The organism is Chryseobacterium rhizoplanae (genome assembly GCF_900182655.1).
Classification (GTDB): Bacteria; Bacteroidota; Bacteroidia; order Flavobacteriales; family Weeksellaceae; genus Chryseobacterium; species Chryseobacterium rhizoplanae.
Genome location: NZ_FXTC01000005.1, coordinates 18323 through 30943 on the forward strand (window position 1 = coordinate 18323; position 12621 = coordinate 30943).

A 12621-nucleotide genomic window follows, 5' to 3' on the forward strand; every position below is an offset into this window, starting at 1 on the left:
ACAGGTTTATCGCTTTGATTTCAATTTTAGAAATCTGATTGAAATTCAAATTCTTACATAAATATTTTATCTTCTTTTACATACTCCTTTTTGATGCTGTCTAATAACATGTCTACACTTACTTTGTAACCTGGTTCTTTTAATGCAATTGTTTTTAAACTCACATCCTGTATGATATTCATAATATTAGAACCGGTTAATTCATAGTGTCGGGCAATTTGTTCCAGATCAATATCTTCAAGCTGTAATTGTTCCGGTATGTTTTGCTGCCAGATACGCAGACGCTCTTCATGCTTTGGATTATTGAATTGTATGCAGCTATGAAAGCGTCGCGTAAAGGCTTTATCCATATTATTTTTAAAGTTGGATGCCAGAATAATAAGCCCTGAAAATGTTTCTATCCTTTGCAGCAAATAAGAAACTTCCTGGTTGGCATATTTGTCATGAGCATCTTTTACAGAGGTTCGTTTTCCGAAAATGGCGTCTGCTTCATCAAAAAATAAAATCCAGTTCTTATTTTCTGCTTTATCGAACAGTTTAGATAATTGTTTTTCTGTTTCTCCAATGTACTTTGAGACCAGCATAGAAACATCTACTCTGAAAACAGGGCGTTGGGTGTATTTCCCTAAAAGACTGGCCGCAAGCGTTTTTCCTGTTCCCGGTTCTCCATGAAACAATACCCTGAACCCTGGTTTAAGTTTTGTCTGCATGTCCCAGTCTTCCATAAGAATCCGGCTGCTATTGTACCAGTTCTCAATACACTTAAGTTCATCCAGCGTAGTTTGAGGAAGTATTAAATCTGTCCATGACCGATGGGTTTGTATTCGTTCTGCCGGAAAATCATTGCTCATTTTCGGTAATAATTCCAGGCCAAAAATGATCTTATTAAAGGCTTCTTCATGCACACTTATCTGACTGTTCATTGACGCATTCTCCTGAGCTGAGCCTGAAAAAACAATGAGTTCTTCTTTACTCAAAACCGACTTCGGACCGAAATAATCCAGTGCTTTTAATCGTTCTGAAATACTTTCTCCTCCTAAAATGTATTGAGCAGCATGAATTGTAGGATAAAAGAGCCTGCCGCTATCGTTGGTTGAACAGAAGTCAAACAGCGCACTACCCGGGAACTCCAAATAAATGCGTTTCAGCAATGATGGATCCAAACGTGGTAATAAGGCCATTAAAAGAATCACAACTTCTTGATGGGCAAGCTCTTTCCCTGAAATAAAATCTCCTAATTGAAAGTTTTCATGGTTACTGGTATTAAATTCAGGGGCTCCTACATTAAAATCCTCTGACGGATTGTTTATACGCCATGTAATAACCTTTTCTAAATGAGTAAATAATTTTTGTAATTGTTCTGACTCCATTGGTTTTTATGCTTTTTAAGATCTGGTGTACTGCTTCTTTTTATTTTTAAGATGCTTCCACCTACCTTGTGGTGATTTTAAGAAACCCCAACCGGAAAGTAGCTCACATTTGAGTGTCTCTCCACAACTGCCGAAACAGCTGTTTTTGGAAAGTCGCTCCATCATGGGAGTCCTGCTTTTTTAAAGAATCAATCTGCGTCTGAAAGAAACTGCAGATCCGAAGACCTGTCATTCTGCTTCCGGAAGGAGATTCTAATGTTTTCACATCAGAAAGTTCCGGGATTCCAGGCGCTAAGAGGTGTCCTGCCAATGAGAATCTCTCTGATTGAGGTATGTTGTATGTTTTATATGTTTTTAAATAGTGGGCAACACATCTCAAGGATGGTTACATTATATTTGGTAGTTTGCTTAAAGAAACCTCAACCGGAAAGTAGCTCACATTCGAGTATCTCTCCACAACTGCCAAAGCAGCTGTTATTGGAAAGTTGCTCCATCATTGGAGTCCTGCTTTTTTAAAGAGTCAATCTACGTCTGAAAGAGAACAGCAGATCCGAAGACCCATCATTCTGCTTCCGGGAGGAGATTCTAATGCTTTCACATCAGAAAATTCCGGGATTCCAGGCGCTAAGAGGTGTCCTGCCAATGAGAATCTCTCCGATTGAGGTATGTGTGTGTGATTAATCAATAATATAATTAACCAAATCGTTAAAGTCCCGTCCCAAAATAATTTTTATATTAACGGGATACGATGTATATTTTTTGCCATTTATCTCAATTTCCAAAAGCATCTGAATAAGAGAAAATGGTTTTCTGTGATGAACCGTATGTCTGAATGAACCAGGTCTGGTAAGTGTTCCCGATGGATAGAATTCATTGAACTCTGATCCAGGTTTAAAATAATGAATTGGATTGATATCCAGGATCATTTCTTTAGATGTTACAGGATATTCTGACATTCTGCCTAAGGATTGTGCATCGAGCAGCTGTTCTTTATAAAAACCTGCATCTTTGAATCCAGCCTTGATCTTTTTTTTCTGTTTGTAACGCTTGATGATAATCTTAGGTTTGTATTTATCGATATCTAAATCGTTCGATAATTTTACCTTTAAATATTTATAGCTTACACTTCTGCTGAAAGCATGTGCGTAATTCTCTATCGGCTGTGGTTCACTTCCATATTCAGCTTCAAGGTTGATATGTCCCCGTCCTGATTTTTCAATGTTTCCGGCACGATAAAAATGATAGTATTTGGAAGTCCAGTCTGCTGATGCCTTTACATCCAGTCCGAAATTAAGCTCATTTAAATGAAGATAATTATCTATGAATCTTCCAAACTGGCTTTCTGTAGGATATTTTCCGGTTTCAAAATAGGTTTTCAGCTCCTCTCTTGGGGTTAATGTATTGTTTTCTTCCATGATATTTTAGTTTTCTTTATTTGCTTATACTCTTAATACATCCGTTTTCCGGAGCTGATTGTCAGTTACGATGTACAGTTCAAAATTGATTCTTTTTTTGTTCCTATAAAAGTTTTCCGGCCTCTCTATCCTGTAGTTGCAGCAACTTACATTTCACTCATAAACAAACCATTACACCTGAACTTTATGGCTCATACTTCTTCATTTTTTGCAATATAATTTCTCCTTCCGTTTTCACAGAATTTATTATTTGCTTTCAAAAAAATAGATATAACAACCCTTTATTCTTATTGCCGGATGAAATTCCAGTGGAAAAAGATTACCACTGCAGAGTATCTTAACCAATTGAGGTTGTATTTTTAGTAATGAGAATATAGCGGATTAATTCCCCACTTGCTTTGTTACCAAATAGTAATTACTATTTATGTTGTGATGACAGTTTAAAATTAATCACTTTTTTGTTCTTGTAAAAGTTTTTTGCCCCCGCTTGTCTGTAGTTGCAGTTATTTGTTTTTTAGGTTTTCTTATTCTACATTCTCATAATAGCTGCATTCGATTCTTACATTTCTGACTTCATTGATCTGACCGCCATTCACAGAATTCTGGTTTTGTCCCGCTGATAAATAACCTGTTGTCAAAAGGGTATCATTGTCGGCATTATAAACTTCACACTTTATGTGTTGATTGATTTTTGTAAGGTCTGCTTTATAAAAGAAGGTCAAATAATCTCCCAGATCATAATGATCAGTAATGGTATCTTCAGCTCTATACTGATCACTCCATCCAGCGGCTTCTATTCTATATTGGATAGGTACTTCCGTTTTATTAACGAACTTAACATTAGTGTTTAAAATGTTTACTTTTTTTCCATAGCCTCCTTTTGTGATTTGTATGGGTAAGCCGATACTTTCCACCTTTCCAAAATCAAAACCAGCAGAAACTGTATTCAGATTATTTCCGAATAATCTGTAAATGGTATAGGTCTGATTTAATTGATAAGCCAGATTATAATATTCCATTTCTCCCAAATCACCTTCTAAGATCTCTTTTACTTTTATCGTATACGGTGCACTGCCTACAATATAACGTTTATCTAAAAAACTTCTGAAATCAGTAGATGAGATCACCTGATCCGGTTCATCATTCGTGCTTACCACTATTGAAAATTTTAGATTTCCGACATTATTTGCTAAAAAATTAACGTATAAGTTGTCAATAGCTGCTAAATTATTGGCAAAAATGGCCAGTTCTCTTTTGGTAAAGACATCTTCTCTAAGCCTTAAAGAATCTATTAAATCCGCAAACTGGCCTTCTGTAGGGTATTTCCCTGTTTCAAAATAGATTTTTAACTGGTCTCTGGTTGTTAGTTTATTTTCCTCCATAATACTTTTTTTTATAACTTATGCTTCTTAGCATAATTACACTTTGGTTTCAATGATTATTTTATGTTATGTTTTAAAGTTCTGAATTCATCCTTTTTTATCCCTGGAAAAGGATTTTAGCCTCGTTCCGCTGTAGGTGCAGTAACGTTTACTTGTAAGAAACCGGATGATGACTTCTTAAGTTCCATTGCCCAAAATTCATACTTTTTTTGTTCCTGTGAAAGTTTTTTGGCCCCGCTATTCTGTAGTTGCAGTAGCCTATCTTTTCCGAATAAGTAAAATAACCAGATCTGCGTTTTTATTTAATAAAACCTGGTCTGTATCTATAATAAAAAAGGCTCAGATTATAAAATCCGAGCCTTTTTCAGCTTATATGCTTTAAGTTTGTTTATTTCCGCAGAAATGATAATCAATCAAGCTTAAAAAAGAAATACACTACCGCCGCCCATTCTTTTTTGACTCCTTTTGCATACCCTATAGTACTGTGGCTGCTATTTTCAACCGTTCCATCATCTTTGATGTAGCCAATGGTGGAATGACTGCTGTTTTCTACGGTCCCGTCTTCTTTCACATAGCCCACTGTAGAGTGACTCTTATTTTCGATAGTTCCGTCACTTTTAATGTAGCCAATAGTGCTTCGGCTTTTATTTTCGACAGTCCCATCATTTTTAATGTAGCCCACAGTGGAATGACTGCTGTTTTCTATGGTTCCGTCATTTTTTATATAACCCGTGGTACTGTGGCTTCCGGATTCTATAGTTTGAGCACTTGCAACGGAAAGGCTGAAGAGAAGGGAGCAAAGGAATAGTGTTTTTTTCATATTTAAGATTTTAATGCATTATTAACTTTGGTTTATTTGATGTATTCAAAAGTATTGATTATTCTTTTATGTTGGATGGTATATAGTTAATACTTTACTGGAACAAACAAAAACGAAACCTTTTCGGGTTTCGTTTTTGTTTAGATTATTTAATCAATGATATATTTATATTTTTCATTAATTTTTCCATTTAATATATTTTCAATCTCTGTTTCTTGATCTAAATCATTTAACATTTGAAGTCCTTGCGTTATTCCTATTACTTGAAGTCCACTATTATTAATATCTATTATTATATTATTAATATCCTTTGTTTCACTAAAATATGAATTAGCATCAAAAATAATAGCTTCTATTTCTATATTATTTAGCGATTTAAAAGTCACCATAACATTAAAGTCATTTTCAGACAGCTTTTTTTTATACATCAAAGACCCACCACCTTTGTGGTTTTTTAATAAATCCAAAGATTCCTGAGTATTTAATCCTCTTCTTACTTTATCATAATTCTCTTCTAAAAGTTCATCATCTAGCACTTCATTCAATATGAGACAAGACAAATACTCATCATCTTCCACTATAAAGTTTCTCTTCAACAAAATCTGATGAACTATATCAACAACTTTCTTTACATCTACTTTATTAATCACAATTATTGTGTCAAAATTATTTCTTAATCCCATAAGTTATTATTTTATATTTAAATATTCCTGCAATGATTTTACTATTGGCATTCCTTTAAAAGTTGCCGGTTTTCTATATTTTCCTTCATATGGAACATCACTCATCTTTATTTCTGAACCATTTGCAAATCTAATTATATCAGGAGAGCCAATTTTCCTCATTTGAGCCAAAACCATTGGAGATATTGCATTTTGATCTACCTGTAAAACTAATATTTTATTTGATAGATCTATTTGGTTTCCAACTTTATCAAATATTTTTGGTTTACCATTAACATAACCTTTGTATTTCTCCATCTTTTCGATATCACCACCACTTAAACCATTAGGTTTAATTACAAAATTTCCTGTTTTAACCTCAATATATTCTTTATTTGAAAGAATATCTATTTCTCCATGTTCTAAAATTTTAGGCTCTTCATTTCCTATTTTAAAGAAAACATGTTTAGTATCTTTGTGAATTGCTCCTCCTACAAAAATAACATCATCAGATAAGCTCATCATTACTCTCACCTCTTTTATTGTTGAAATACCATCATCAGGTTTAGTTTTCATTTGATGCTCTATTTTAGCTATTATAGTACTACCTCCTTCTAATGATCTCAATTTATCAATCTCTGTTTTGGTTAATTTAGTGTTTTCATCTACACTCCAATTTATCTGTCCAAATATATTAAATAACTGTTGTATTATATCAGAAAGTTGTTCTTCTTTATTTTCTACACTTTCGTCTAAAGTCTTCGCTTTTTTAACTTCATTATTAGATGCATTTTGCTTATTAGCTTTATCTAAAGCCTTATCTGTTTCTTCTGCTTCCTGATGAGTTTCAATATATAAAGCGTCAGCTTGATCTAATAAAGTTTTTGCCCTCTCTCGTTTCTCTTCTGGTAAAGTATCTATTTTATCTTGCCATTCTTTTAACTTCTTGCCTACACTCATAGGAATACTGGCCACCATTACCTCAACGTTATTCCCTTTTTTAGCAATCCAAAGTGTATGGGATTCTCCTTCAGCAGAAAAACGGACTACTTTTCCTACTTCACTATCTTCAAGCTTCTCACCAGTTTTTCCATCTTTCTTCTCAGTGTTTTTCTTCGCTCCTTTCTTGTCAATACCCAATTTGCTGAACAATTTCCCAGCCTTTCCTTTCACAAAAGTCCAGAACTTAGTAATAGCCTTCACAATACGTTCCCGTATTTTGCGTATTACTCCTACTACTTTATCTGCTAATCCGCCAATTCCCAATAAGGAAGCTAAGAAACCAATCAGTACAGGAACAGCTTTACCTAATGCATTTTCTATGGCTTTGGCTACTGCCCCTACATTTCCGCTGGCGATTGCTTTTATACTATCAGTAAAGGCTTTTACCAGTTCCATGATTTGTGCTGCACGCTGAATGAAGAATTTCACTACATCTATAATAGCCATAGCAGCTTTTATAAAGGCTCCTACCGGAGTCATTAATCCCATGATCCATTTAATACCTGCCTGGATCACCTGTGTCTGGATAATATCCATAATCGCGTCCATTACCGTCTCTTTCAGATCAGCAAACTGATCTTTCAAATGCTCCCAAAGTCCGGCAACACCTTCTTTACGAACAATCTGTACCATTTCAAAGCTTGTTTCAAGAACTTTCATCACAGGCTCTCCTACCACTTTAGAACCGATGGCTCTAATGCCGCTCCATGTTAAACCAAGCACCTGTGTTGTGATGGAGAAAATTCCTTTTAATGAGAATATATCTTCCGGCATCGTTATAGAAATACCTTTCATCGCTCCGGTTAACCAACCGAAGAAACCTGTTTTAAGGTGGGTCCAGATATTGTTCCCGAAATTGGTAAATCCTTGTGAAACTCCGGCAATAAGGTTTTTAAAGAATCCTATCGGATCTGCAATGATTGCCTGGATGGCTTCTACAACACCAGCCAATAAATTGGTAAGTGTGTTTTTAATTTCAATGATAAAGGCAAATACCCCGCTCAATGCTCCCAATGCTTTGTTGACCCATCCGCTGTTCTGCGATTTCAATGTTTCGATTCTGGCATCAATTTCAGCCACATTTTCGGCATATTTTTTAGCGAGCACATCAATTAGCGCTTCTTTTTTGTTATTTACACTTTCTTCCAGGGCATTGAATTTACTTTGGATATCGGCTATAGCTTCTTTTCCTATCTTGCGTAAACTTGGTGATAAGCTGTTAACATAGGTTTGTACATCTTTTTTGCCTTTGGCAATTTTACCTTTGGCAGCATTAAGCTGATTGGTAACATGGGTAGCAATATCATCAATATAGCGGTCCATAGTTTTAATGTATACCTCTTTACCACTCTTAAAATAAGCATTGACCTCTTTAGGCAATCCGGTGACTTTGTCCCATACCCATAAACTTGCTGCGGCCAAAGCTCCATAACTTGCTGCAGCATCTCCATAACGCTTCAGTTTGTAGGCACGCATATTTTTATCAATATGATCTTCAAATGCTTTTTTGGCTGCTTTACTACCTGTGTCAAATTTGGATGCTACCGTTTTATCCAGACTATTTAAAATGGTATCTACCTCATTCTTAGAGTTGAGATAAATGCTATTAATATGATCAGCAATCTCTTTACGTTTTTGGCTGTCTTTAGTAGCCGTTTGCTTTTGCTCACCGTGGGCATTGCCTAATCCTCCTTTACGGGCACTGTGCATTCCGGTGATATGATGAACTGCCTGGGCCTGAGCCTGATTCTTGGTTTTAGATAGTTCTTTTTCTTCTGAATTTCTAAATTTCTGTGTGGCAGCAGTACTTTGGGTTTGAGCTTTGTTCTTTTCTGTCAAAGCATTCTTAAACGAAGGTTCGTTGGAATTGGCGAGCATATCATCAGTAACTCTATGAGCTTTCATTTCATTATCAATACCTGCTGTTTGTTCCTGTATTGGATTTTCCACCCCTGCGGCATCTCTTTTAGAAGGCATTGCTTTGGCTACATTTGGGATACCCGGAGCTTTGCCTACCTCAGGTGTCGGCATTTTTGCAACAGAGCGAACTGGTTGTGCGGCTATATTAGGTTTTGCAGATGTTGTAGTAGCAATATCATTGGAAGCAGCATTTTTTTCATTTTTAACATCGCCCATTGCCCTCTGATTCACTTCCTGTATATTGTTGTTTTTCTCAAATTCATCAGCAGCAGCTTCATCTTTGGGAAGTTCAATACTTTCGATTTTGGCTTTCAGTAAAGCTTTAAAATCTTCTTTGCTAAATGTACCCGGTTTTTGTGCATCCATCGTATCTACCTGGCTGGCCTGTGCCATACTTTCACGCTCATTGGCAGGTGATGGTGCCGCAGCTTGTGCATCTTCAGATGATTTTTTTGCAGGTTCGTGGCGTTTTTGTACCTGGGCCGTGGCGCTGATTCGTCCGCTCAACTCCATAAATCCAGGATTGTCTGTGGCATTTGCAGAGGTTTTAGTTTCCGTATCAGCCTCCACCGTTTTATCTGCAGTGACTGACTGTGGTTTTTCTACAGCAGCAACTTCTGGTTTCTTTGATCCGGCTTTTGCCACCGCCTTTGAACCAGCCTTTGTTTCCTGATTGCTTTTGCTCTCTTGGTACACTACAGCTTGTTCTTGTACTGTTTTGGGCAGATAGTTTCCCGATTTTAGTTTATGATAATCTTGTATTTGATTGTCATTCAAAGTGGCCATATAGCCTTTTTCAATATTCTTGGTGTCCGGATGATTGATATCGCCGGTTTTTGCCAGACTCTCCTGGAGTTTTCCATAATTTTTTTCTGATCCCTGTCCATAAATGTCTCGTGAATCATGAACACCCGCAATAGTGCCATTGAGACTAAGCAAGTTATCGTTGGGATTTGATGATCCATTTTTAACGGATGAATCTCCTGCCTTTTGTGTCTGTACATTGGCCACTTGCACCTCAGACAGAGGTACAACCACCCGATCTTTCGGCTTTTGCTTTTTGCTCTGGTTTTTATGGGCCTTATTGTCTATTTCTACAGGTTTTGCTGCTTTCATTGACTTAGTTTTTTTAATTTCATATTGTTTAAAAGACCTATAAAGCACAACCAAACTGTTATGCTTTATAGGATGCCTGCCGGGTTAGAAAAATCATACCATGTGTGGTAGATTCTTTAAGAATGTAAGTAAATAGAAATGGTATTTGACTTTGAGAAACAGGCAACACTGAACCATTTCCTTGTTTGTTCTCTTGTTTTTGAATTTTCTGGTTTTTTAAGTTCTTACAATCGCTCTTTTGGAGTGATCAATTCTGTAATGGCAGTAAAAAGTTTTCACTTTCTTTTCTATTGTAATGCTTAAGTATACCTACAAGTCATTTGATAGATTTTCACACCATTGATTCTCTCTTAATTCATATCACCTTTCTTTTCTTCTTCGTCAGACTGTCTGTCTGTCTTCACTCCATATCGGTTTTCAATAAAAAGATTCACAGCTTTATCAATCCAGTTTGGGAGATTTGTAGTAATCATTTTCAGGAATTTATCATAACCGTAGCCAAGCACAAATAATATCCCTGTTGAATACCATTTGTCATGCAACTCAGCTCTGTTCATTAAATAGCTCATTGTAAAACCTACGATCACCACTATCACCAATGTGATAAAGTGCTCCCAGGGCTGTTTTTTCTCTTTATTTTGTATGGAGACCAGTACCCTTAACAATCCTCCTGAAAATGCTATTGCAGTTCCGATCAAAAGGGCTTTTATACTATCCAAAGTCATTATTTTCTATATATTATTTATTAAAATTTTAATTTTTCAACAACTTTCAGATGTTCACTTATTCCTGTGAAAGGATATACATGTCATCTAAAAATTTTCTGATTTTCCGGATGTTTTCACTCTCATCCGCATACGCTAACTCATCAAGAATATCACTGATATCTCTGCCTGGCTTTTTCAGTTTTTCTTTATCTTTTTTCTTTTTTTTCTTTTCTTTCTTTTTCATGGCTACTAGAATTTTATTAAATGAATAATTGCTTTTTTAGTTTTTTTAAATTGATTTACCTTCCAATACAGTAAGGTTACACGGTTCCTTTTTACAATTCATGTTTCATTTAAAACAACAGAACTAATAAGCAAAAACCGTTTTTCACCTTACTATTTTTTACCTATAATTTAATTTGAGAAAGATATCAGAGCAGCCTTTTAATCTGATGTATGGCTGTTGAGGATTTCGCAATAACCTGGAATCCTTTTTTATCTTTTTAGAATGAATAATTTCAAGACATGAATTATGAATAAACACTATCTACAAACATTATCTTACTGATATTCACATTACAACATTATATTAATATGGTAAGGACTGAGCTTTCTTCTGTGATCATGCTTTATGGCTGAAGAATGATGTTATATATGGTTCTTTCAGACAAAAACAACATTTCCATCAGCTCATTAACAATCACTTTCATCTGTTTATCCTGATTACGTTTTACATAATCAATGACAAAATCTTTTCTTTTTTCGACTAATTCTTTACTACGTTTCATAATTCTATGGTTAAAAGTTTTTTGGTTTAAAAGTTTTTTTTGCATCAGACAGGCTTCCTTCTCTTACCTGTTGATCGTTTCATAAAGTCATAAGAATCCCTAAAGACGAAAATTCCGCCTTTTAAAAAGATCTCTAATTCAATTAATTTTGTTTTTCAGAAGCCGGTACCGGGTATTTATTTTACCCTGACTTCTTTATTTTAAATTTCATTTGTTACTCAGGATGTAATAGCTACTTTACTGACAACTATAATTAATCGATATTTTATATGTTGAACAGTAATGTTCTTCTACATTTTAGGTTTGTTTTTTATTTTCAGGAAAAACAAAGAGTAAAATGATTGCTTTATTCAGGTATCAATCAAGAATAAACGCATTTTTATCATTAATAGAACAATAAACAAACGAACAAAAATCAAATAAAGCAATACAAAAAAACGCAATTTTTACACTTTATAGATTGTTTAAAATTTTCCTCATTCCAATTAACGCCGAAATAAAATAAAAGAGGAAAATATTCATATTTTGAATTCATTACGTGCAAAATATTTTTTAACTTTTTTAATTACAGATAATTACATTCAAAAATGTCGTTTTTAAATATTAAAAAAATATTAAATTCTAAATATAATTTTGTACATTTGCATTGTTCTATCATAATGATGAAACAAATATACGAACATTGTTCGTTTTTAAAAATAAAAACGAACATTTTGTTCATTTTTTTTTACAAATAACTATAAACATATCAAAATGAACTATTTAGAATTCAAGGAAATCAGAAAGAAACTAAACATGAAGCAGGCTGATATAGCAAAATCTATAGGAGTGGGCACCAGGGCCGTGCAGTATTGGGAAAAAGGCGAACGAAAAATACCGGAAACAACGGCTTACTTCGTCACCAATTTACTGTTAAAGCAACAGGAACTTAATGATGACAGCGCGTCTCCGGTTGTTTTTTCAGATTTAAAGATCATGCACGTTCCCTTAGCAAATCAATATGCACAAGCCGGTTATCTGAGTAATTTTGCTGATGAAGAATATATAGAAAGCTTACCCACTATTCCTTTTACGGACGATGTAGAGCACAGAGGTGAATACATGTGTTTTGAAGTGAAAGGAGACAGTATGGATAACGGATCGTATGAAAGTTATCTGGAAGGTGACATTATCCTATGCAGAAACATCAGACAGGATTACTGGATGAGTAAGCTGCACTATGATAAGTGGGATTTTGTAATCGTTCACAAAGAAAAAGGAATTTTAGTAAAACGAATCGTTAACCACGATGTCGAGAAAGGCCTTATCACTCTTCATTCCCTGAATGAATATTATGAAGACTTCGAGATCCATCTGAAGGATGTTGCGAAACTTTTCAATATTATAAGTACCAGACGTAAAAACAACAGAAGATAACTGCCTGAGTGAATAAAATCCTC

The 12621-nt window shown here is 35.0% G+C and carries 11 protein-coding genes; 1 reads left to right on the forward strand and 10 read right to left on the reverse strand.

Annotated features, from left to right (window positions below):
• Positions 1 to 53: 53 nt before the first annotated feature.
• From FN817_RS12680 to FN817_RS23165, 10 genes are all read right to left on the reverse strand, one after another.
• On the reverse strand, positions 54 to 1370 hold the full coding sequence (locus FN817_RS12680; protein WP_142718259.1) for an ATP-binding protein: 1317 nt from the start codon (positions 1368 to 1370) through the stop codon (positions 54 to 56).
• Positions 1371 to 1473: 103 nt separating this feature from the next.
• Positions 1474 to 1680 carry a hypothetical protein gene (locus tag FN817_RS12685; protein WP_142718260.1) on the reverse strand — a complete coding sequence of 69 codons (207 nt, stop codon included), beginning with the start codon at positions 1678 to 1680 and terminating at the stop codon, positions 1474 to 1476.
• 367 nt (positions 1681 to 2047) lie between these two features.
• Positions 2048 to 2785 (reverse strand): hypothetical protein, encoded by a 738-nt coding sequence (locus FN817_RS12690; protein ID WP_142718261.1) that lies wholly within the window; start codon positions 2783 to 2785, stop codon positions 2048 to 2050.
• Positions 2786 to 3309: 524 nt separating this feature from the next.
• Entirely contained in the window at positions 3310 to 4167 is an 858-nt protein-coding gene (locus tag FN817_RS12695) for a hypothetical protein (protein ID WP_142718262.1), read from the reverse strand.
• A 409-nt stretch (positions 4168 to 4576) separates the two neighbouring features.
• On the reverse strand, positions 4577 to 4987 hold the full coding sequence (locus FN817_RS12700; RefSeq protein ID WP_142718263.1) for a 5-fold beta-flower protein: 411 nt from the start codon (positions 4985 to 4987) through the stop codon (positions 4577 to 4579).
• Between the two features lie 149 nt (positions 4988 to 5136).
• On the reverse strand, positions 5137 to 5670 hold the full coding sequence (locus FN817_RS12705) for a hypothetical protein (protein WP_142718264.1): 534 nt from the start codon (positions 5668 to 5670) through the stop codon (positions 5137 to 5139).
• Positions 5671 to 5676: 6 nt separating this feature from the next.
• Positions 5677 to 9687, reverse strand: coding sequence for a hypothetical protein (locus FN817_RS12710; protein ID WP_142718265.1), 4011 nt, complete (start codon positions 9685 to 9687; stop codon positions 5677 to 5679).
• Between the two features lie 350 nt (positions 9688 to 10037).
• The gene (locus FN817_RS12715) at positions 10038 to 10406 is read right to left on the reverse strand and encodes a hypothetical protein (RefSeq protein WP_142718266.1); all 369 of its coding nucleotides are present in this window, start codon (positions 10404 to 10406) and stop codon (positions 10038 to 10040) included.
• 64 nt (positions 10407 to 10470) lie between these two features.
• Positions 10471 to 10638, reverse strand: a complete 168-nt coding sequence (locus FN817_RS23160; protein WP_156120969.1) for a hypothetical protein — start codon at positions 10636 to 10638, stop codon at positions 10471 to 10473.
• A 385-nt stretch (positions 10639 to 11023) separates the two neighbouring features.
• On the reverse strand, positions 11024 to 11182 hold the full coding sequence (locus FN817_RS23165) for a hypothetical protein (protein WP_156106583.1): 159 nt from the start codon (positions 11180 to 11182) through the stop codon (positions 11024 to 11026).
• Positions 11183 to 11935: 753 nt separating this feature from the next.
• On the opposite strand from FN817_RS23165, the gene FN817_RS12720 reads away from it, so the two are divergent.
• Complete coding sequence (locus FN817_RS12720) at positions 11936 to 12598, forward strand: S24 family peptidase (RefSeq protein ID WP_047421519.1); 663 nt, start codon at positions 11936 to 11938, stop codon at positions 12596 to 12598.
• Positions 12599 to 12621: the final 23 nt, after the last annotated feature.

Bases quoted from the DNA above. Each gene is read 5' to 3' on its own strand.
- FN817_RS12680 (WP_142718259.1), bottom strand. From the start codon at position 1,370: ATGGAGTCAGAACAATTACAAAAATTATTTACTCATTTAGAAAAGGTT.
- FN817_RS12690 (WP_142718261.1), bottom strand. From the start codon at position 2,785: ATGGAAGAAAACAATACATTAACCCCAAGAGAGGAGCTGAAAACCTAT.
- FN817_RS12695 (WP_142718262.1), bottom strand. From the start codon at position 4,167: ATGGAGGAAAATAAACTAACAACCAGAGACCAGTTAAAAATCTATTTT.
- FN817_RS12700 (WP_142718263.1), bottom strand. From the start codon at position 4,987: ATGAAAAAAACACTATTCCTTTGCTCCCTTCTCTTCAGCCTTTCCGTT.
- FN817_RS12705 (WP_142718264.1), bottom strand. From the start codon at position 5,670: ATGGGATTAAGAAATAATTTTGACACAATAATTGTGATTAATAAAGTA.
- FN817_RS12710 (WP_142718265.1), bottom strand. From the start codon at position 9,687: ATGAAAGCAGCAAAACCTGTAGAAATAGACAATAAGGCCCATAAAAAC.
- FN817_RS23160 (WP_156120969.1), bottom strand. From the start codon at position 10,638: ATGAAAAAGAAAGAAAAGAAAAAAAAGAAAAAAGATAAAGAAAAACTG.
- FN817_RS23165 (WP_156106583.1), bottom strand. From the start codon at position 11,182: ATGAAACGTAGTAAAGAATTAGTCGAAAAAAGAAAAGATTTTGTCATT.
- FN817_RS12720 (WP_047421519.1), top strand. From the start codon at position 11,936: ATGAACTATTTAGAATTCAAGGAAATCAGAAAGAAACTAAACATGAAG.